The following is a 20545-nucleotide window of genomic DNA, read 5'->3' on the forward strand; positions in this document are numbered from 1 at the left end:
GGCAGCCGTCCCTCGTGGACAGGCTGCCTTTTTTTAAACCTTAAACAACGAATACTTCCGGTAGGCCTGATAGTAGCTGATCCCCAACAGAACAGCCATCAGCGCCGGCAGCAACTTCAGCAGGACGAACGGAGTTTCAAACAAAAATGCTTTCCAAAACAGCGCGCCTTCCATGCTCCAAAGACCTTCGTGGTACAGATTCGAATCCTGGTAAAGCATCAGCGAATAAAACAGACAGAGCATGCCCAGCCACAACGAATAGTTCATCAGCCGTTTGTAATAACTGCCCTTGGATTGCCGGTCAGAGAAAATCACATCCCGGCCCTCAGCCGCTTCTTTTTGCCAATACCGGATGCCGCTGAGGGCGGGCCCGCTAAGATATTCCCAGCCAAAATCCTCATACATCGCCTTGTAATCATCGAATTCCCCTTTGTTTAAACGACCCTGGTAATCAAGCCGCATCACATAGCGCTGATCCGTTTTTTCAAAGGTGTAAATGCCAAGTCCGCTTATTGCAGTACAGCGATAACCTTGCTGCAGCTGCTCGTTCAGCCACCGCTCTTCTTTCTCAATATCAAAGAACACCTTAAACCTTTTCATCCGAATCACTTCCTTTGTACAAGGATAAAATGTGCAACAGCCTTTCCTGCTCCACCTTCAAGACATTGAGTCCCTCTGCAGTGATTCCGTAAATCTTTCTCCGTCCTGATTTCCCCACAGGCTCGATCCAGCCGTGTTTGTTCAGGTTCTCGATTGCGCCATATAACGTGCCGGCAGCCAAAACAACGGAACCCTCACTCATCTCTTCAATCTTCTGCATGACGGCATAACCGTGGAGCGGTTCCCGCAGAGCCAGTAAAATGTAATGCATCGTTTCGGACAACGGCAATAATGGATGTTTCATCACTTCAACCTCTATTCAGTCCAACTATATAGTCTGACTTAATAATAGTTCAGTTCAACTGAATAGTCAACCCATTATCAGAAAAAACAGGCAGCCGGACCCTATGGGCTGGCTGCCTGCTTTCACATTCGCTTGATTCCACTGATGGTCCCTGAACTCGTCATTTCCGCATTCACATCTGCGAGGAACAGCACAAGCACGCCAGGCTCGATCACCGTCAGGTCCGTCAGCTCCTTTGCCGTGCCGCTTACCCCGTCCCCTTTCCCGAGGACTTCCCCGCCGACCCGGATGCTGCCGTCAAACACATACAGCCATGGCGTATAGCCGTCCATGTCGGGTACGGTAAGTTCCGCTCCGGCATCCGCTTTCGCTTCATAAACGGCCACCCGCTGGCGGATCTCAAGAGGCGCGCCTGAATCCGACGGTCCGCCGATGAGCGTCCAGCCGCCGTCTCCCGGCTCTTCTGCTTCCCAGAAACGGACGCGCGGTTCCAGATCCGCCTTTTCCGGCCGGATGAGGATCTGCAGCATCTCGACATCCCCGTGCGGCGCCGACTCTTCGTGGAAAAAGCTCCTGCCCGCATTCATCATCATGTGCCGGCCGGGCGCCAGCAGCTCTTCCTGCCCGCCCGAATCCCGGTGCAGCAGCTGTCCCGATCCGATGTAGCTCAGAATCTCATCGTTCACATGCTCATGCATCTTGATCTTCGTGCCTTTCTTGATGGTGGCATGGTCAAACCGCGCCAATGGCCCGAATGAATAGTCATCGCTGTCCTTGTCCTGATTGACCAGGCCGGGGCGGTTCACCTTGAGGCTGAAAAATTTGCCGCCCGCCGGAAATGCCTGGCTGCTCCGGTAAATGTCCATCGTTCTCCCCCCTGACGTTGTTAGATGAAGTGTATCTCAGGAAGCGCGCGGGCAAAACAAACTTGCCCGGAGCGTGAGGGTACTCGCTGGACAAACGGGAGCACTCACCGCCCGATTGTGGGCACTCGCGGAGCAAACATGGGCACTCGTCCGCTATCTTGGGCACTCGAATGATTTCCGCCCCCCGCCGCCCACCATTGACCACCCCGGAAAATTTCTATATTATAATAACGACAACTAAATGTCCGGCCACGCCGGGAGAGGTTCATAGCGGATACCCTCTATAAAAAACTATGGATTCATGACGATTTCAGCCATGTCCATGCCGGACACGGCTTTTTGTTTTTTTATGGGACTCACCAAGCCTCTCTTGTGCATGCCGGGCGCATGACCACAAGGAGGCTTTTATGATGTCTGGCAGAAGCCAAGAACAAGGATTGAACGACCTGACCCTGCTGGGAAACCAGAATACCCAATACTCGACCGAATACGCGCCGGAAGTGCTGGAGTCGGTGGATAATCTCCATACGAACCGCGACTATTTCGTGAAGTTCAATTGCCCCGAGTTCACGAGCCTGTGCCCGATCACGGGACAGCCCGATTTCGCGACGATGTACATTTCCTTCATTCCGGACAAGAAGCTCGTCGAAAGCAAGTCGCTGAAGCTGTACCTGTTCAGCTTCCGCAACCACGGTGACTTCCACGAGGACTGCGTGAACATCATCATGAACGACCTCATCAAGCTGCTCGACCCGCGCTACATCGAGGTGTGGGGCAAGTTCACCCCGCGCGGCGGCATCTCGATCGACCCGTGGTGCAACTACGGCCGCCCGGGAACGAAGTATGAGGAAATCGCCAGCTACCGGCTGATGAACCACGACATGAATCCGGAAACAATCACAAACCGCTGAACCGCCACGGAAGAAGTTCTTAGCGACCTTCTCTAAAAAACTAAGGGAAACAGTGCCGCTGTTTCCAACCAAAGGAGACCATTCATCGTGAAACAAGAAAAAGCGGTCGTCGTATTCAGCGGCGGCCAGGACAGCACGACCTGCCTGTTCTGGGCAATGGAAAACTTCTCGGAAGTGGAGGCCGTGACATTCGACTACGGCCAGCGCCACGCCCTCGAAGTGGAATGCGCGAAAGACATCGCCGAAGAGCTCGGCGTGAAGCATCACATCCTTGATATGTCGCTGATCGGCCAGCTCGCACCGAATGCGCTGACAGACACCGGGATCGAGGTCGCGGACGGCGAGGACGGGGGGCTTCCGTCCACATTCGTACCGGGCCGGAATCTGCTTTTCTTTTCATTCGCAGGGATCCTCGCCCGCCAGATCGGCGCGAAGCATATCGTGACGGGCGTCTCCGAGACCGACTTCAGCGGCTACCCGGACTGCCGTGACGCATTCGTGAAATCGCTGAACGTCACGCTCAACCTCGCGATGGACGGCCAGTTCGTCATTCACACGCCGCTCATGTGGCTCGACAAATCGCAGGTCTGGGAACTATCGGACCAACTCGGCAAGCTCGATTACGTCCGCACGAAGACGCTCACCTGCTACAACGGTATCCAGGCCGACGGCTGCGGCGAGTGCCCGGCGTGCCGCCTGCGCAGGAAAGGCCTAGAAACCTACGTTGGGAAGAAGGGCGGAACCGTCCTCCCCGATGGCGGATCGGCTGAGGAGGTGGCGCTGCCATGAGAATCTTCCTTTACCTGATTTCCATTGTCATCGCCAACGTCGCCACCGCCGCGCTCATGCCGCTTGAGTTCGGGATCTTCATCATCCCGGTCGGCACCCTGTTTGCCGGGGCGACATTCATCTTCCGCGACCTCGTCCAGAACAAGTACGGCCGCAAAAAGACCTACATGTTTATTGTGATCGCGCTTGTCCTGTCCGCAACGGTCTCCTTTATCCTCGGGGATACGCTCGCAATCGTCGCCGCTTCCGCGCTCGCGTTCATCATCGCGGAGTCGGCGGATACGGAAATCTACAGCCGCCTCAAAGTATCGTTCGTCTGGCGCGTGTTCTACAGCGGTATCGTCGGCGGCATCCTGGACTCGGCTGTCTTCGTCATCGTCGGCATGAGCCCGATCGGCGCCGGATTCATCCCTTGGGAAGCCGTCCCCGTCGCCATCCTCAGCCAGGTGATCGCGAAATCCGCTGTCCAGACTGTCGGCGCGCTGATTCTCGGCCAGATGCGCAGCTTCCGTACGGTGCCCGTCCAGTCTTAAATTGAAAAGAAGCATGCCGCCCGGGCCGGGCTGCATGCTTATTTTCATTCATAAAACGTCATATGAGGCTTTTCTTGCCGGTAATATTCCAGCCGGTCTTCCAGCGTTCCGGTATGGAACTCAAACTTGTGGCCGTCCGGGTCGGTAAAGTAAACGGACTTCCGGTCTCGCTCATCCCGTTCACGGCCCTGCAGGATGTTCACGCCGAGCTCCCGGAGCCTGGCGACCTGTCCATCAAAATCGGCTTCGTCGACCGTGAAGGCGATGTGCGTGTAAGACTCATGAATCTCCTTCCGCGGGATATCCGGTTCCTCATTAAGCGCCAGCCACATTCCGTTCAGGACAAAGTAGGCGGTGCTCTTTCCCTTCACAAGAAGCTTCGCCCCGAACACATCGCTGTAAAACTTAATCGACCGCTCCAGGTCGGACACCGAAAATAAGAAATGATTGATCCCCTTGATCGTCATCTTCGCTCCCCTCCTTGTCTCCATTATGAATGTGTGAACTCGCAGTGTGAACGTGCAATCTTACATCTCGAACGTGTCGTCTGACGAGGCCAACGTGAAAACTCGAGACACGATTGTGCAATCTCGCAAATTTCAGCCTGACCAAAAAGAAGCATGCAGCCCCCCTGGGCGGCATGCTTCTTCCATTCATTCCACAATCCGTTTCTCCATGAGCACATTATTGTGCCAGACGCCGTCGCGCATCGCGATTTTCTCGCGCACGCCGACGATGCGGAATCCGCACTTCCCGTGCAGGCGGATGCTTGCTACATTCTCTTCGAAGATGGCAGCCTGAAGTGTCCAATATCCGGCACGGTGCGCTTCTTCTTCGAGATGGCGCAACAGACGCGTGCCGATTCCGGATCCGCCCGCCTCACGCTTTACGTACACACTCACTTCACCGACACCGCGGTACACATCACGCATAGAGAATGATGTAAGTGACGCCCACCCAAGAATTCCGCCATCTTCATACACGAACCGGAGCTCGGGATGGAACTTCCGATCCCAGCCTTCATTGGAAGGCACCCGGGTCTCGAAAGTCGCGATGCCTGTATCCATGCCTTCCTGGTAAATCGCCAGCACTTCGTCTAGATCCTCAAAGGTCATTTTCCGGATCATGCTCCCGCTCCCCTCAGCAGCAGCCGCCGGCACCGCTGTGGCAGACGCCAGTTTCTGGCAGGACAAGCTGAACATGATCCGCCGCTTCCCTATCTCCGGCAAGCGCAGCCGCAACAGATCGAACTTGCTCATAGCCGGTCACCATCAGGAAAGTCGGTGCGCGGCCGTACGATTTCGAGCCGACGATGTAGAAGCCTTCCTCCGGCTGGCGGAGCTCTTTCTCGCCGTGCGCCGGGACGCTCCCGCAGCTGTGGAGGTTCGGGTCGATCAGCGGCGCAAGTGCAGGCACGGCCTCGGTGATCGCTTCCGCTTCAAACCGGAGCTCGCGGTGGAAACCGAATTCCGGACGGCTTCCCGTGTTGACGATCAGCCGGTCAAACGGAGCAAGGTCCTTGTCGCCGGATGATAACACAATGCCGTCCGCTTCCCGGATTTCCGTGATCCGGAACGGCGTGACCACTTCGACACGGCCGTCCCGCACGTATCCGGCGATCCTGTTGCCGAGTTCTCCGCGGGCTTCCAGCTCGTCATCTTGTCCGCCGCCGAACGCGTCTTCCACACTACTTTTGCGGAGAATCCAGGTGACCGATGTTTCCGGATGCTTCTCTTTCAGACCCGCCAGGTTCAACAGGGAATTGATCGCCGAATGTCCACCGCCGATCACGGCGATGCGGCGGCCCGCATACCGTTCCTCATTCACCCGAACGTCCGGGATTCCGTAATCGATCAGGTCCGCCAATTCCTTCTCGGCCTTTATCCACACGCCGCTGCTGAGTGCAGGGTTCGGATTGCCCCAGGTACCGGTGGCGTCGATTATCGCTCCGGCTTTCATTTCCTTCGTGCCGTCAGGTGTCTCCGCATAGATCAGGAATGGCTTCGAAGCGCGGCCGGCCGATTTCATGCGGTCGATTGAATCGCGGGTGATGGCGACGACTTCATGATGTTCATGGATGTCCGGCGCGAGCATCTCTGCGAGCGGCGCGAGGTATTCCCCGATCAGTTCCGCTCCGGTCGGCAGCTTTTCCGGTTCCGGCTTCTGCCAGCCTGTTTTTTCAAGCAACCGTCCCGCCGCTTTGTCGACATTGTACCGCCACGGCGAGAACAGCGTAACGTGCTCCCACGTGCGCACATTTGCGGCAATGCTCCCTTTTTCCAGGATAAAGAATGGCACGCTGCGCTCTTTCAGATGGGCGGCAGCCGCAAGGCCGATCGGGCCTGCTCCGATGATCGCGACCGGCAGATCCGGCTCGCAGCATCCCGTGGACGGGTCGCAGCAGGCAGCGGGTTGGATGATTTTCAGTTCCATACGTCTACACCTCTTCTTGGATAGGGTCGTTGCAGATTCGTTTCAGGGCCTCTTCATAGGCCGCTTTCGTATAGGCGCCGTAGCGGTTCAGGTCGCCGCGGAACAACTGTTCTTCGGTCAGCTTTTTCGCTTCTTCCAGGGAGCCTGCCCGGGTGGACAGGAGAAGCCGCAGGTACGACAGGAAGTAGTCGGGCGACAGCGCACCCGCATTCTTGACGACCATCAGCAGCTCCCGGGCTGATAGCCGATCAGCATCAGACCCATCTCCCCTTCGTTTTCTTCCGCATGGACCGTCACGTCCGCCAGCATCTGCTTCACCTGCGGGTCGACGGCGAACCGGATCCCTTCCAGTTCCACCTGTTCATCTCCGTCGGCAGGCACCGCGAGCTCAGCGCCCATGTTGACGCCGCAGCACCCCGGGACGCCATAGAACCGGATCGTCTTGTCCGGCTGTGTGGCCAGTACCTCTGTCAAATACGCTTTTCCTTCGGGTGAGACGTTCATTTCGATTCCTCCTCCGCGAACTTCCGGATGCGTTCGCCGATCTCATCGCGCACGCGGCGGAATTCCGCCATGATCTCTTCTTCCGTACCGGATGCTTTTGCCGGATCGTCAAAGCCCCAGTGCTCCCGGCGGATCGACGGCGGCGTCATCGGGCAGCGGTCCGCGGCATCACTGCACAGCGTCACGATAAAGTCCGCACGGTTCATCGTTTCCTCGTCGAGAATATCGGAAGTCTGTCCGGAGATATCGATTCCCGCTTCGGCCATCGTCTTGACCGCTCGCGGGTTCAGCCCGTGCGCTTCTACACCCGCGCTTTTCACTTCCCATTCTTCTCCGAGGTACTTCTTGCCGAATCCTTCGGCAATCTGGCTGCGGCACGAGTTGCCCGTGCACAGGAAATAAAGCAATTTTTTCTTCATGGTCAGTTCCTCCTCAGATATCGGCTCAGCATGAAACTTCAGCAGAGCCGCACTCGCAGGTCACGGTCGCTTCAAGCTCATCGATGACTGTCTGAACAATCGGCGTCAGCCCTTCCGCCAGCCGATAATGCTTCCACGTGCCCCGTTTGCGCTCCGTGACAATGCCGGCTTCCTTCAGCTTGCGCAGATGCTGGCTGACAGCCGGCTGGGAAATGCCGAGCACATCGACAAAGTCACAAACGCACACTTCCCCGCTCTTCAGGCAGGACAGCACCTTTAGCCGGTTGCAGTCGGCAAGCGCCTTCAATTGCTTCTCCATCAGCTGAATATCCATGTGGACCTCCTTATATAACCGTTTGCTTATGTTCAGAATACACGTGCAGCATTCGCTTGTAAATAATTAAATGCTTATATATTGAGGTTGTGTACTTTCAACAAGCCATTGTGTACTTTCATCGCCCGTTTGTGTACTTTCGCCGCCCCTCCTGCCCCAAAACGAAAAGCACGCGGCAGTCCGCGTGCTTTCCTCATTCGTCCCCATTCTTTTCCTGCGCGAGATAACGGTAGAGTGTCGTTTTCGAGATGTTCGTTTTCTCGCGGATTTCCGCCAGTGTGTACAGATTCGATCGGTACATCCGGAGCGCTTCCCGGACGTTTTTGTCCTTTTTCCTGGGCCGTCCGGTGGAGACGCCTTTTTCCCTAGCCCGGTCGATGCCCGTCTTGGTCGCTAGGCTGACCGTCTCGGACTGGAACTCCGTGAACATGCGCACCATCTGCTCCAGGTTCAGCGAGAGCGGCTGGTCGGAGTCGATTTCTTCGCGGTGGAAGCGGATCACGGCTTTTTTCTCCGAGACGTTTTCGAGGATCGCCATGAGGTGCGCCGGCGAGTGGGCGAGCGTGACGAGCGATTGGACGTAGACCACGTCCCCTGCCCCTAGCCGTTCAAGCAGCGCATCCAGCGCCTCGTTCTCCTGGTACTCTTCTTCCCTCACCCATTCATCGACCGGGTGGGTGCCGAGCGTCTCCTTTTGCGCCGCCATGTCACGGTCGGACGGCAGGCAGCGGATATATGCGTAGTTCATGATAGACTTCCTTTCCGGAAAAGCTTCATCCCATTATAGACCAAAACAAGGTCCAAAAGGGTTCCCTTTTGGAACGTTCGGTGTTAGAATATGTCAGTCAGATAAAATGAAGAGGTGTACAGATTGATAGATACTCTAAAGAAAGAATGGTTCGGCAACGTCCGCGGGGATATCCTGGCAGGGACCGTCGTCGCCCTTGCCCTCATCCCCGAAGCGATCGCCTTTTCCATCATAGCAGGCGTAGACCCGATGGTCGGCTTATATGCCTCCTTCTGCATCGCGGTCATCATCGCCTTTGTCGGCGGCCGTCCCGGCATGATTTCTGCGGCGACTGGTGCGATGGCGCTGCTCATGGTGCCGCTCGTCCGCGAGCACGGGCTGGACTACCTGCTGGCCGCGACGATCCTTACCGGGGTCATCCAGATTGTCTTCGGTGTGCTGAAGATCGCGAAACTGATGAAGTTCATCCCGCGCGCCGTCATGATCGGCTTCGTCAACTCGCTGGCGATCCTGATCTTCATGGCGCAGGTTCCGCATTTCCTCGGCATCAGCAACATGACCTATGTATTTGTCGCGATCACGCTCGCGATCGTCTATATCGTCCCGCGGTTTTTCCGCGCGATTCCCGCTCCGCTGATTGCGATCGTCGTCCTGACGGCGGTGGCGATTTTCTCCGGCTTTGAGTTGCGCACGGTCGGCGACCTCGGCACGATCTCACAGACGCTTCCGTCCTTCCTGATCCCGAACGTTCCGTTTAACCTCGAGACACTCGCGATCATTTTCCCGTACTCGCTCGCCCTCGCGATCGTCGGGCTCCTGGAGTCGCTCCTCACTTCTCAGATTGTCGACGACATGACCGATACGGGAAGCAATAAAAACAAAGAAGCGCGCGGCCAGGGCATCGCGAACGTCATCAACGGATTCTTCGGCGGCATGGCGGGCTGCGCGATGATCGGCCAGTCGGTCATCAACGTGAAAAGCGGCGGACGCGGCAGGCTGTCCACGCTGACGGCAGGCCTCCTGCTCATGTTCCTGATCATCGTCCTCGGCGATCTCGTCGTCCAGATCCCGATGCCGGTACTGGTCGGCATCATGATCATGGTGTCGATCGGCACATTCGACTGGGGTTCGTTCACGTACCTCAGGAAAGCCCCTAAATCAGACGCGGCTGTCATGGTCGTCACGATGGGAATCGTCGTCGCGACACATGACCTCTCAAAAGGTGTCATCGCCGGCGTCATCCTGAGCGCGATCTTCTTCGTCGTCAAGATTTCCAAGATCAAAGTGGAGAAAAAGCTGACGGACGACGGAATCCTCTACAGCGTCCAGGGCCAGCTGTTCTTCGCCTCGGTTGAAGACTTTCTCGCCGGCATCGACCTGACAGTCAAAGACAGGGAGATCCGCATCGACTTCACCAACTCCCATGTCTGGGATGATTCGGCGGTCGGCGCCATCGACAAGGCGGTCCTGAAGCTCAGGGAAAACGGCAACGACGTCACCATCCAGGGCCTGAACGCCTCCAGCCGGCGGATCATCGACAGGCAGGCCGTCTATACAAACGAAACGGCCATCGCGGCCACGACCGAATAAGCGCTAAACAGCATGCAGCCGGGCCGGGCTGCATGCTTCTTTTGTTGTGTACGTGCAATCTCGCGGTGTGAACGTGCAATTTCGCAAGAGGAACGTGCAGTCTCGCGGTGTGAATGTGCAGTCTCAAGGGGCGAATGTGCAAACTCACCCGCCACACCAACAATGATCTTTCGCAATCACACCTCTTGATATATTTTTTATACTTGATATAATAAGTATACAACATCCCAAACACACAAAAGGAGGCGTGCCCTTGCAGACCTGTCCCTATATGGAAGCGGCCTTTCAGATCCTCGGCAAGAAGTGGAACGGGCAGCTGGTCCACTACCTGTGGTCACGCGAGAACCATGCCGCCCACTTCTCGGAGATGAAGCAAGACCTCACGGGCATGACGCCCCGTGCGCTTTCACTCAAGCTCACCGAACTGGCGGAGGCCGGCCTCATCGAAAAGACGGTCCACCAGGAGCCGGCTGTCAGCATCCGCTACCGCCTGACCGACAAAGGCGCGGCGCTGGCCGAAAGCCTGAAGCCCATCCAGGAATGGGCCCAACAGAATCTCGACGTCCCACTCACCCAAACAAAGGAGGAAGAATGATGAACAAGAACAATCTGATCTGTGACATGGAGACCGGCGTATGCGGCGTGCCGGGAGAGGAAAACACGACCGGCTTCCAGATGCTCGACTTCAGCAAGCCGAAGGAAAAAGTCGACCTGTATTACGTGACTGACCCGATCTGCTCGCACTGCTGGGCGCTTGAACCGCAGTTCCGCGCATTCACGGAACGCTACGCTGACCACCTGAACGTGCATACGGTCATGGGCGGCCTGCTCGAGAAATGGGACGGATTCGCCGACCGCGCCAACGGCATTTCAGGGCCGCAGGACGTCGCGTCGCACTGGCGCGAAGTCGGCGAGCACAGCCGGATGCCGATCGACGGCACGCTCTGGCACACGGATCCCGTCACCTCGTCGTTTATCCCGTCCCGCGTGTTCAAGGTCGTTCAAAAAACCGATCCTTCTCTCGCACCCGTTTTCCTGCGCCGCGCCCGCGAGGAGCTGTTCGCCTTTAACCGCAACATTTCAGACGCCGGCGTCTTGAAGGAAATCGTCGACGGCCTCGGACTCGACGGAGACGCGATTGTGAAAGAATCCGAAACACCGGAAGCCCAGCAGCTGCTCGAAGAAGACTTCCGCACGACCGCAAGCCTTGGAGCCCGCGGCTTCCCGACAATCGTCCTCGTCAACAAAGAACAGCAGGGCGTGAAAATCGTCGGCGCCCGCCCGCTCGAGGCGTACGAGGAAGCCTTAAAGCAGGTCCTCACTAAAGGCGAGCCGGTCGCCGCGGACACACCAAAACTCCGGGACGTTTTGGGGAAAGAAAAGCGGCTCTTCTCCAAAGAGATCGAAGTGCTCTACGGAATTCCTCAAGAAGAAGTGGAAACCTTCGTCGCCCGTGAGCTTCAGGACGGTTCGTTCGAAACGGAAGACGTGCTCGGCGAAACGAGTTTCCTGCAGAAGTAAGCACTGGAAAATATCACATCGAATCGTTCCGTCTCCAGCGGTTATTCTAACTGCACAAAGGAGGCGAAACGACATGCCAAACAACAACAATTCCAACAAACTCGTTGTACCGGGCGTACGCCAGGCACTCGACCAGATGAAGGAAGAAATCGCACGTGAATTCGGCGTACAACTGGGTGAAAACTCGACAGCGCGTGCCAACGGTTCCGTCGGCGGAGAAATCACTAAGCGCCTGATCGCCCAAGCCCAGCAGCAAATGAAAAACGGCGGCCAATAACCCGCCCGGACTCAGTATGTCCGTATCCCAATCCGCCATGCAAAAGAACCGCCGGAGGGCCTTCAACCCTTCCGGCGGTTCTGTTTTTATTGTTCCTATCAGCCTTCGTCTTTTTCCAGGGTCGGCGGACGGATCTGTTCGCCGAAGCTTTCGATTTCAATGACAAAGTTGATGTCGACATCGGCTTCGGCAAATTGCCGGTCCCAGCCGTAATCTTCAAACTGTTTCATCGTCCAGAAGTTTTTCCGGGCGGCGGCGTACCAGACAAACGGCTCTCCCTTATATTCTTCCTGCAGTTTCTCGATCAGCTCATCAGACTTTTTCTCCAATCGCTCTTCGACGGATTTGACCAGTTTTTTCTGCTGATCCTTGTTCTGTGTAAAATCCTGAAGGGAGAGATTGGAGTTGATGCGCATTTTCAGCGGAACGGTCACATCGATCTTGGCCGGAGACCGGTCCGTATCGATGCGGATCTTGGAGTTTTCCGTTCTGCTGAATACAACGGAAAGCCGGTATTCCTCTTTGGTGGGGTCGGGAAAGCTGGCAGTCATGGACTCGATCAGGTTCTTTCTTCTGAGCAGCAGCGAAAACCGGGTCTCTTCCCCGTTCAAGGTTCCGACCATCCGGCCCCGCTGCAAAATGGCCGAGCCGATCATCTGGACAGGGTCTCCGGAAGCCTGCGGCACCTCGCCTGCCAGATACGTGTCATCATCCTCATGTTCCTCGGGCTCCGATTGGGCTGACGCATATGCCGCCAGAAACAGTTCGTCATCCGTCCTCTGATAGAAGGTGTTCAGATTGGAAAGCGGCACGTAGCCGGTATGCTCCCAGTTCCCTTCCATGAACGCATAATATTTGTGCGGACGCGTTTCCATCGTCGGCTTGTTTGCATGGATAAAGTCCTGGGCCGGTTCTTTCGAGATGATCATCATCGCTTCCCGCCTCATTTCAGGATCGATGATGGCTGAGCCGATCACGTTGTTGAACAGTTCATCTTTCGCAAGCTCCTCACCGATGATGATCGTCTCCAGATGGCTGAAGGTGATCTTCCTGGAAAGGGAGGACTGCGCCAGTTCCTTGGCTGCCAGCAGATCGGGTGCGGTGATCGTGACGATGTCCGCCGGCGGTTCCGTCTGCGATTCAGCCGCCTGTGACGTATTGACCTGCGGGTTGGAGATCTGGAAAGTCACTTTGATGAGATTCCCCTTCTCCCCCTTGTCCAGGCCGATCGCGACGACGAACGCCTGCTGCTCCAGTTCCAGCCGCTCCCCGCAACCCGCCAGGAACAAAACCGCCAGCAGAATCCCGAGTTTCCATCCGATCCTCGTCATTGCTTCGCCTTCTTTCTGAACCGGTCCAACGTCCATAACAGCACGGGCAGCAGCAGGAACATCCCCGAGCTGACCTCGAGAAGGAGCATCCTCCAAAGCTCTCCCTGAAGATGATTATCCGGAATCATGCCGAGCACGACGGCGGTACCCGCGAGCGGCAAGATGAGGTGCTCGAACTGCTTGTAGTTGACCACTTTGCCGAGCAGATAAGCGGAAAGGTACAGATAAATGCCAAAGTGGAGCGCCGCCCCGACAAACCAGAGAGCCAGGAAAAGCGCCTCCACATGGTTGGCCAGAGAGCCGAGCATCGCCATCCGCGTCAGATGATGGTACGGAAATGCGATGTTCATCACGGCCGGATAGTCGAACATCATCACGTAGACGGCGAGAAACACCGCCATCTTCACCGCAGGCACCCATAGGCCCCATATCGCCGCTTTCCGGAATGCGTTATGGGTCCTCACATGGGCATATAAAATGGCGACGAGAATGATGTCCCCGTAGAATGCGCTGTATGCTGCACTGTTCTTGACCAATTCCACGGGACCCGATCCGGCAATCGGGAACACGTATAAGATGTTCAGCTGCTCTGCCACGCCAATGACGAGCAGGACCGAAGTCAGCAGGAAGACGGGAACGACCAGCAGGGCCGTCCTGCCGATCGCCTCAAGTCCCCTGTGGGCGATATAGAACGACGCGCCCAGGATCAGCACCACCAAGATCAGTAGAACGGAAGTCTCCGAATAATACATCGTGGTGACGATGTCGGCATAGTTGCGGCTATTGAGCGAGGTCGAGGAAAAGATGGCCACGAACATGGCGAACGTGATCAGCCGCCCCACCGTGTTCCCGGTCAGGGTATCAAGCAGCCCGAGCAGCCCGGCATTGTATTTTTTCAGAAGCGGGAGCAGCAGGAGCAAAGGCCCGAAAAGAAATGCCGCCGATAGCAAGGGCATTGCCCAGGCCGCCGTGAGGCCCGCGTCCAGCAGCAGGTTGGGCGTGGAATTGGTGATGCGGATCGCCATCATCGCGTACAGGATGGCGAAAAATTCCCTGGCTCCGATCTTCCCGTCCGATACCCGGATCATGAGCCGCCCCCTCCTTCCGGTTCAGCCCGCTGGTCTTCCTGCGGACTCATGGACTGGGGACGGAGCTGCTGTTTCCTCAAGACGGGACGCATAAACAGATCCCGGGAAGACGGAAAATGCGGGGAAAGCGGCGAGAAGAACGGCACGCCGAACGACTTGATCGACGCGGCATAAGCCAGCAGGGCCGCAAAGGCCAGGGCGATGCCGACAAACCCCAGCAGATGGGCTGCGATCAGAAAGCCAAAACGCAGGATACGTACCATGACACTGAGGCCCACCTCGGGAAGTGCGAAGTTCGACAGGCCGGTGATCGCAATCACAACGACCAGCAAAGGACTGACGAGATTGGCCTGCACGGCAGCCTGGCCGAGAATCAGTGCGCCGACGATCCCGATCGTTGTCCCGAGCGGAGTCGGCACCCGGACCCCCGCTTCCCTCAAAATCTCAAACGTGATTTCCAGCAGCAGCAATTCCAATAAGGAAGGGAACGGGACCCGTTCCCGCGTCCCGGCAATGGCGAGCAGCAGGTCGGTCGGGATCATCTCCGGGTGGAACGTGATGACGGCCAGATAAGCAGCAGGCACCAACAGGGCGATGAACAGGGCGATCAGGCGCATGATCCGCGCAAAGTTTCCGTATGCCCAGCGGAGGAACTGATCCTCCGCCGTATGAAACAGCGACCAGAACGTGATCGGTGCGATCAGTGCATCGGGCGAATTGTCCATGAGGAGCACGACATGCCCTTCCAGCAGGAACGAACTGGCCCTGTCCGGACGCTCCGTCGTCATCGTCGACGGGAACAGCGAATAAGGCCGCTCCTCAATCAGTTCTTCAAGGGCGGCTAGCGTCAGGATGGCGTCCTTGTCCACTTTTTCCAAACGGTCCTTGACGTTCCGGACCAGTGCCTTGTCGGCGATGTTATCCAGATACAGGACCGATACATTTTGCGGGGATTCGTTCCCGACGGACACCGTCTCCGACACGAGCCGGTGGTCCTTCAGCTGCCTGCGGATGAGTGATTTATTGACGTCGACCGCTTCAACAAAGGCGTGGTTGGGCCCTTTGATGACGATTTCCCTTGTCGGCTCGGCAACGGAGCGAGTCTCGAATCCGGCGGTATCTGCCGCAATGGCGGTTTTCTCGCCGTCGATCAGGATCACGGTGTTCCCATTGATCAGCCTCCGGACCGCTTCACGGAAGTCGGCGATCGTTTCGCTGCCCGAGACTGTCAGGATATTGTCTTTGATGCCGTCGACCGACGGCTCGTTCCCCTCTTCGGCCGGCTGGGAAGCCAGGAGCGGCCGGATGATATGGTCGTTGATCATGTCCGTGTCTGCGGCGCCCGCGATAAACAGCACCTTCGCGCTGCGGTTGATGGATGGTATATTCAGCGCCCTGACTTTCAGGGTATCGTTGGTGGGATAGAGGAACAGTTCCTCCAGTTGCTTTACATTGTCGTCAAGCCGTTCCGAAAACGGGTCGTCCGGCACCTTGCCCAAGGACGACTTGTCCTCAGCCGAATTCCCGCTGAACAGCCGCTTCAGGAAATCACTCATCTTCTGCACCTCCCTCAAAGGGATGGATTCATAGAAGAAGGATGGACTGAAATTCTTTGAGTTAACCATGTTCTTAGAGTTTCGGATAAAAAAAGTGACCCCGGCAAACTGCCGGAATCACCCATGACTGTTCTATTATTTAACCGGCCCCGATGTCATCTCTGTCAGCGGGCCGTTCACGTCGAAGATGCGGCCGCGGATGCCGGTGATGCCGAAACTTTCCAGGCGGGCGGTGTGCATCGTGAGGTAGTCTTCGGCGTGCTGTCTGGTGTCGAACAGGTAGATGCCGCCGGCTTCTTGGGTTTCCTCGTTTTCCGTCCAGATCTTCCAGAGGAAGCCCGGTTCGCCGTTGATGCTTTTCGCGAGGTCCGCGTAGGCTTCGGACATTTCCTGGCCGAATGGCCCTTCGGATTTGAAATCGACTTGAAGCAGTACTGGCATGTAAAACTCCTCCTTTTTATTAGCATCTACATAGGTTCAACATTCAAAATCGACAAAGATGCTGTCTTCGATTCCGATTTCCTTTAAGTACGCCACGATTTCCAGGTGGTCAGGATGGGTGCCGTATGCGTCGAGCGCGGCGCGGTCTCTGAAGCGGACGGTAAGTCCCATCTCATAGCCTTTGCTGCGGTCGGAGAAGTTCATCCCCTGCCGGATGTCCACGATACCCGGAACTTTGCCCTTTAGTCCGAGTGTCCGGCGGATCAGTTCGTCCTTTTGTTCCCGTGTCGTTTCCGGAGAGAATTTCAGGAGCGCGATGTGCTCAATCACGGACGCCAACCGCTTTCCGGTTTAGCGATTCCTTGTCAAAGCCGGCGATCTGCTTGTACCGGTCGGCCACCGCCACGAGTTCTTCGCGCGGGATGACGTCTTCAATCCGGTCGAACCCTTCAGGCGCCCGTTCCTCGGCCATCTGCATGACGACTTCCGGACCGTTCTGCCGGTTCGTCCGGACAATCTGCGCAGTCGGCGCGAGCCGCACGGACTCATACGCTTTCAGTGCGGACTCCGCGTCCGGCTGTTCCTCGATCGCGATGCGGAGCGCTTCGGAATCGAGGATCGCCTGTGACGCCCCGTTTGAGCCGATCGGGTACATCGGATGCGCCGCATCGCCGAGAAGCGTCACTCGCCCGAACGACCACTGCGGGAGCGGGTCGCGGTCGACCATCGGAAACTCATAGACGGCCTCCGCCCCTTCGATCAGTTTTGGCACATTCAGCCAGCCAAAGTCCCAATCGGCAAATGCGGATGCGAACTTTTCTCTGTCGATCGACTTGTTCCAATCCGCAGGCTCCGGCATGTCGTCCACCCAGAGCTCGGCGATCCAGTTGATGAGCGAGCGGCCACGCCCCTCTTCTTCCGGCCCGATCGGGTAAGCAACGAACTTCTGGTTCTGGTGTCCCGCCATGATCATCGACCGGCCGCTCAAATACGGCTCGCCTTCCGTCACGGCACGCCAGAGGATCCGCTTGCCGTACTTCGGCAGCCCCTCGTCCGGATAGAAATGCCGGCGCACGACGGAATGGATGCCGTCCGCCGCGATGAGCACATCTGCGGAATGCTCCCCGAGCGGCTCTCCCGTCTTCTTGTCCACAAACCTTGCGGTGACGCCGTCCGCCGTTTCTTCGAACGACCCGAGATGGTGCCCGGTCCGCACCGCTTCCTCCCCGAGACGCTTTTTCACTGCGTCCAGGAGCAGCATCTGAAGGCGCCCGCGGTGGATCGAGTACTGCGACCACTCGTAGCCTGCATGCTTTCCCCGGTCTTCCTGCCAGATCCGGCTTCCGAATTTGTTCACATAAATCAGTTCCCTCGTCGGCAGGCCTGTTTCTTCCAGCTTTTCTTCAAGACCGAGCTCGGTCAGCACGCGTACCGCGTGCGGCAGCAGGTTGATGCCGACACCGAGCGCGCGGATCTCCGAGACGCTCTCAAATACCTTCACGTCCACACCGGCACGGTGCAGCTGGAGCGCGGTGACGAGCCCGCCTATGCCTCCGCCGGCGATGATGGCTGTTTTCACATTCGTCATAATCTGATCTCTCCTGACGTCTTGCTGGTTTGATTTCCCCCGACTTCATTATACATCCCCGGGTGCCCGTTTTTCCTGAATTGTTCGCCAATGGATTGGAAAGCCTTCCCACGAAGGGAATGTTCCCCTTCCCTTACGCATACATTTACAGGCGAATGGAATGGAAAAGAAAGGACGGGTGATGACATGAATCGGTTTCCACCAGGGCCGGAAAACGAAGGCCAAGGCGGCGAAGGCAGTGATGACTACAAAGGCCTGGAAGGTTTCGAAGGTCCCGACAATCCCAAGCAGGAGCAGCTAGACGAGTACCGCATCAAGAATACCGGCAACCCGATGACGACGAACGGCTCCGTGAAGCGGGCCGGAGACTCCGAGCAGCTGAAGGCAGGTGTCCGCGGCCCGGCGCTCCGTCAGGACTATCAGTTTTTCGAGAAGATGAGCCACTTCCTGCGGGAGGAGATTCCGGAGCGGGTCGTCCACGCGCGGGGCTACGGGGCGTACGGCGAGTTCGAGTGCTATGAGTCGATGGCCGAGTTCACGAAGGCCGGGTTCCTCCAGAAGCCCGGCAAGAAGACACCGACGTTCGTCCGGTTCTCCACCGTGCAGGGGCCGCGTGGATCGTACGACACCGCGCGCGACCTCCGATGCAAGGGCGTGAAGTTCTACACCGAGGAAGGCAACTATGACCTGACGACGATCGCGATGCCGGTCTTGATCAATCAGGACGCGATGAAGTTCCCGGATGTGATCCACGCCTACCAGGCCAAGTCGGATGACGGCATCCCGACCGCAACCGGCGCCCACGACCGGTTCTGGGACTATGTCGCGAACAACCAGGAAGCCCTCCACATGACACTCTGGGTCATGTCCGACCGCGGCATCCTCCGCAGCTACCGGATGATGGAGTCGTGGTCGATCAACACGTACCTGTTCGTGAACGCGGAAGGCGTCGCGACATTCGTCCGCTTTGTCTGGAAGCCGGTGCTCGGCGTCCACTCGCTGCTTCAGGACGAGGCGATCAAGATCGGCGGGATCGACCCGGACTTCCACCGCCGCGACCTCCGCGAAGCGATCGACAAAGGCTACTATCCGGAGTACGAGCTCGGCGTCCAGCTGATCTCGATGGAAGACGAGTTCAAATTCGACTTCGACGTGCTCGACCCGGCGAAGTTCTGGCCGGAGGAAATCGTTCCGGTCAAGCTGATCGGCAAGATGACGCTGAACCGCAACATCTCGAACGAGCACGCCGAGTCCGAGCAGGTCGCCTTCAATCCGGGGAACGTCGTGCCGGGCATCGACTTCTCGAACGACCCGGTCCTGCAGGGACGCCTCATGGCCTACCAGGACACCCAGTACCACCGGCTCGGCAGCAACAACTTCCAGGACCTCCCGATCAACAGGCCGCTCTGTCCGTTCACGAACAACACCCGGCGCGGCTACATGCGCTACAGGATCGACACCGACCAGGTGAACTACCACCAGAACTCGCTTGCCGACAACACCCCGTACACCGTTCCGGTCGAGCAAGGCGGCTACGAATACTATCCGCAGTGGGTCGAGGGCCACAAGATCCGCCAGCGGAGCGAGTCGTTCAATGACTGGTTCTCTCAGCCGAGGATCTTCTGGAACTCCCTCACCCCGATCGAGAAGCAGCACACGATTGAGGCGCTCAGCTACCAGCTCGGCAGGTGCCGGAACGTCTCCGTCCGAGAACAGAACGTCGATATCCTTGCCAAGGTCGACGAAGGCATGGCCGCCGTCGTCGCCGACAACATCGGCGTCCGGCGCTCGAACAACTTCCAGGTGGACGCCGAGGAACGCTACAACTCGCTGAGCCAGTACAGCACACCGAAATACGCGGCCACCCAGAAAGTCGGCGTCCTGATCGGCGATGGCTATGATAGCCAGGAAGTCGGCCGGACCTTGGCGACTCTGAAGGAAAACGGCGTCTTTGTCGCCATCATCTCCGACACCCTCAACCCGGTCCGGGCATCCGACGGCTCGACGCTCAAGGTGGACGAAACGTTCATCACGTACAGCCCGTACCTCGTCGACTCGCTCTACGTCGTCGGCGGCAGCGCCAGGAACCAGGAGAAATTCGACCGCGACATCGTCGAGTTTGTCCGCGTCGCCTACACCCACTTCAAACCGATCGGCGTCGCCACCTCCGGCCAGCACTACGTCCAGGCCACCCCGCAGAACAACCTCGCCGGAGTCGTCTACGCGGCGGACAACGAGTACTTCGAGGAAGAGTTCGTGAAGGCAATCGGGACGATGAGGTTCTGGAATAGGACTTAAATGTGTGTATATGAAAAGCGGCCCCTCGCGCGGGAGCCGCTTTTGTCGTTTATTGATTACCGGAACAAGGTACTATGTGAACTTCACGAGACGTTTGTTTCCCTCTGCTTCTTGGTTTTGGTCCATCCGAGGAGCATAAACAGGATGAACATGATCAGAATGATACCCAAGTTGTCCAGCCACCGGACACTGCCTTCCCTGACGTATTGAAAAGCACTGGCGACCAGAAAGTAGACCAACAAATACGTGAGTGAGAACCTTCGGGTAATCACCTGCCCACCCCCTTAAAGATTAGAATGAAAAAATCGGACCAAGCGGTCCATCCTACTCTTTATCTTTATGGGCTTGAAGCAAAGTCGTTTCATTTATTCTCCACATATTCATCGTTTCTATCTAGTCAGGCACTCTATATCA

General features: G+C 57.1%; 26 protein-coding genes. 8 read left to right on the plus strand and 18 right to left on the minus strand.

Translation table 11 applies throughout. The features are described 5' to 3' along the window. Nucleotides 1-33: 33 nt before the first annotated feature. The 3 genes from C772_RS04070 to C772_RS04080 form a co-directional block, all read right to left on the minus strand. On the minus strand, nt 34-600 hold the full coding sequence (locus C772_RS04070; RefSeq protein ID WP_008297638.1) for a DUF2812 domain-containing protein: 567 nt from the start codon (nt 598-600) through the stop codon (nt 34-36). Beyond that, entirely contained in the window at nt 587-904 is a 318-nt protein-coding gene (locus C772_RS04075; RefSeq protein WP_008297639.1) for a PadR family transcriptional regulator, read from the minus strand. Before C772_RS04075 ends, C772_RS04070 begins: the two co-directional genes overlap by 14 nt. A 122-nt stretch (nt 905-1026) precedes the next feature. Continuing rightward, nucleotides 1027-1770 carry a pirin family protein gene (locus tag C772_RS04080; RefSeq protein WP_008297640.1) on the minus strand — a complete coding sequence of 248 codons (744 nt, stop codon included), beginning with the start codon at nt 1768-1770 and terminating at the stop codon, nt 1027-1029. Nucleotides 1771-2180: 410 nt separating this feature from the next. On the opposite strand from C772_RS04080, the gene queF reads away from it, so the two are divergent. From queF to C772_RS04095, 3 genes are all read left to right on the plus strand, one after another. Then, nucleotides 2181-2681 (plus strand): preQ(1) synthase, encoded by a 501-nt coding sequence (gene queF, locus C772_RS04085; RefSeq protein WP_008297641.1) that lies wholly within the window; start codon nt 2181-2183, stop codon nt 2679-2681. 87 nt (nt 2682-2768) lie between these two features. Then, a complete protein-coding gene (gene queC / locus C772_RS04090) occupies nt 2769-3470 on the plus strand; it encodes a 7-cyano-7-deazaguanine synthase QueC (RefSeq protein ID WP_008297642.1) in 702 nt (233 codons plus the stop codon). After that, complete coding sequence (locus tag C772_RS04095) at nt 3467-4003, plus strand: VUT family protein (protein WP_008297644.1); 537 nt, start codon at nt 3467-3469, stop codon at nt 4001-4003. Before queC ends, C772_RS04095 begins: the two co-directional genes overlap by 4 nt. 44 nt (nt 4004-4047) lie before the next feature. On the opposite strand, the gene fosB is transcribed toward C772_RS04095, so the two are convergent. The 8 genes from fosB to C772_RS04135 all read right to left on the minus strand — a co-directional run bounded on the left by fosB (nt 4048) and on the right by C772_RS04135 (nt 8441). Next, on the minus strand, nt 4048-4470 hold the full coding sequence (gene fosB, locus C772_RS04100) for a metallothiol transferase FosB (protein WP_008297646.1): 423 nt from the start codon (nt 4468-4470) through the stop codon (nt 4048-4050). 186 nt (nt 4471-4656) lie between these two features. Beyond that, entirely contained in the window at nt 4657-5130 is a 474-nt protein-coding gene (locus tag C772_RS04105) for a GNAT family N-acetyltransferase (protein ID WP_008297647.1), read from the minus strand. Nucleotides 5131-5143: 13 nt separating this feature from the next. Then, a complete protein-coding gene (locus C772_RS04110; RefSeq protein WP_008297648.1) occupies nt 5144-6436 on the minus strand; it encodes an FAD-dependent oxidoreductase in 1293 nt (430 codons plus the stop codon). 4 nt (nt 6437-6440) lie between these two features. After that, nucleotides 6441-6659, minus strand: coding sequence for a hypothetical protein (locus tag C772_RS04115; RefSeq protein ID WP_008297649.1), 219 nt, complete (start codon nt 6657-6659; stop codon nt 6441-6443). Continuing rightward, a complete protein-coding gene (locus C772_RS04120) occupies nt 6659-6940 on the minus strand; it encodes a hypothetical protein (protein WP_008297650.1) in 282 nt (93 codons plus the stop codon). The genes C772_RS04115 and C772_RS04120 overlap by 1 nt, the downstream gene beginning before the upstream one ends. Next, nucleotides 6937-7359: an arsenate reductase (thioredoxin) gene (gene arsC / locus C772_RS04125; RefSeq protein WP_008297651.1), complete on the minus strand. Its 423-nt coding sequence runs from the start codon at nt 7357-7359 to the stop codon at nt 6937-6939. The genes C772_RS04120 and arsC overlap by 4 nt, the downstream gene beginning before the upstream one ends. Before the next feature lie 25 nt (nt 7360-7384). After that, entirely contained in the window at nt 7385-7693 is a 309-nt protein-coding gene (locus tag C772_RS04130; RefSeq protein WP_008297652.1) for an ArsR/SmtB family transcription factor, read from the minus strand. A 193-nt stretch (nt 7694-7886) separates the two neighbouring features. Further along, a complete protein-coding gene (locus C772_RS04135) occupies nt 7887-8441 on the minus strand; it encodes a recombinase family protein (RefSeq protein ID WP_008297653.1) in 555 nt (184 codons plus the stop codon). A 123-nt stretch (nt 8442-8564) separates the two neighbouring features. Between C772_RS04135 and C772_RS04140 the strand changes: the two genes are divergently transcribed. From C772_RS04140 to C772_RS04155, 4 genes are all read left to right on the plus strand, one after another. Beyond that, on the plus strand, nt 8565-10031 hold the full coding sequence (locus tag C772_RS04140) for a SulP family inorganic anion transporter (protein WP_008297655.1): 1467 nt from the start codon (nt 8565-8567) through the stop codon (nt 10029-10031). Nucleotides 10032-10284: 253 nt separating this feature from the next. Further along, nucleotides 10285-10626 carry a winged helix-turn-helix transcriptional regulator gene (locus C772_RS04145; RefSeq protein ID WP_008297659.1) on the plus strand — a complete coding sequence of 114 codons (342 nt, stop codon included), beginning with the start codon at nt 10285-10287 and terminating at the stop codon, nt 10624-10626. Continuing rightward, nucleotides 10626-11552, plus strand: a complete 927-nt coding sequence (locus C772_RS04150) for a DsbA family protein (protein WP_008297660.1) — start codon at nt 10626-10628, stop codon at nt 11550-11552. Before C772_RS04145 ends, C772_RS04150 begins: the two co-directional genes overlap by 1 nt. A 73-nt stretch (nt 11553-11625) precedes the next feature. Next, the gene (locus tag C772_RS04155; protein WP_008297662.1) at nt 11626-11829 is read left to right on the plus strand and encodes an alpha/beta-type small acid-soluble spore protein; all 204 of its coding nucleotides are present in this window, start codon (nt 11626-11628) and stop codon (nt 11827-11829) included. Between the two features lie 98 nt (nt 11830-11927). Here C772_RS04155 and C772_RS04160 read toward each other — a convergent pair whose 3' ends face one another. The 6 genes from C772_RS04160 to C772_RS04185 form a co-directional block, all read right to left on the minus strand. Then, nucleotides 11928-13160: a Ger(x)C family spore germination protein gene (locus tag C772_RS04160; RefSeq protein WP_008297663.1), complete on the minus strand. Its 1233-nt coding sequence runs from the start codon at nt 13158-13160 to the stop codon at nt 11928-11930. Next, nucleotides 13157-14248 carry a GerAB/ArcD/ProY family transporter gene (locus C772_RS04165; RefSeq protein ID WP_008297665.1) on the minus strand — a complete coding sequence of 364 codons (1092 nt, stop codon included), beginning with the start codon at nt 14246-14248 and terminating at the stop codon, nt 13157-13159. Before C772_RS04165 ends, C772_RS04160 begins: the two co-directional genes overlap by 4 nt. Further along, a complete protein-coding gene (locus C772_RS04170) occupies nt 14245-15804 on the minus strand; it encodes a spore germination protein (RefSeq protein ID WP_008297667.1) in 1560 nt (519 codons plus the stop codon). Before C772_RS04170 ends, C772_RS04165 begins: the two co-directional genes overlap by 4 nt. Nucleotides 15805-15939: 135 nt before the next feature. Continuing rightward, nucleotides 15940-16245, minus strand: coding sequence for a monooxygenase (locus C772_RS04175; protein ID WP_008297668.1), 306 nt, complete (start codon nt 16243-16245; stop codon nt 15940-15942). Between the two features lie 36 nt (nt 16246-16281). Then, complete coding sequence (locus tag C772_RS04180; protein WP_035001375.1) at nt 16282-16575, minus strand: Dabb family protein; 294 nt, start codon at nt 16573-16575, stop codon at nt 16282-16284. After that, nucleotides 16568-17833, minus strand: a complete 1266-nt coding sequence (locus C772_RS04185; RefSeq protein WP_008297672.1) for a flavin-dependent oxidoreductase — start codon at nt 17831-17833, stop codon at nt 16568-16570. Before C772_RS04185 ends, C772_RS04180 begins: the two co-directional genes overlap by 8 nt. Nucleotides 17834-18019: 186 nt before the next feature. Here C772_RS04185 and C772_RS04190 point away from each other — a divergent pair, with 186 nt between their 5' ends. Continuing rightward, nucleotides 18020-20131, plus strand: a complete 2112-nt coding sequence (locus C772_RS04190) for a catalase (RefSeq protein WP_008297673.1) — start codon at nt 18020-18022, stop codon at nt 20129-20131. Nucleotides 20132-20214: 83 nt separating this feature from the next. Here C772_RS04190 and C772_RS04195 read toward each other — a convergent pair whose 3' ends face one another. Continuing rightward, nucleotides 20215-20403: a hypothetical protein gene (locus C772_RS04195; RefSeq protein WP_008297674.1), complete on the minus strand. Its 189-nt coding sequence runs from the start codon at nt 20401-20403 to the stop codon at nt 20215-20217. Between the last annotated feature and the right edge of the window lie 142 nt (nt 20404-20545).

This window comes from Bhargavaea cecembensis DSE10, assembly GCF_000348905.1.
Lineage (GTDB): Bacteria > Bacillota > Bacilli > Bacillales_A > Planococcaceae > Bhargavaea > Bhargavaea cecembensis.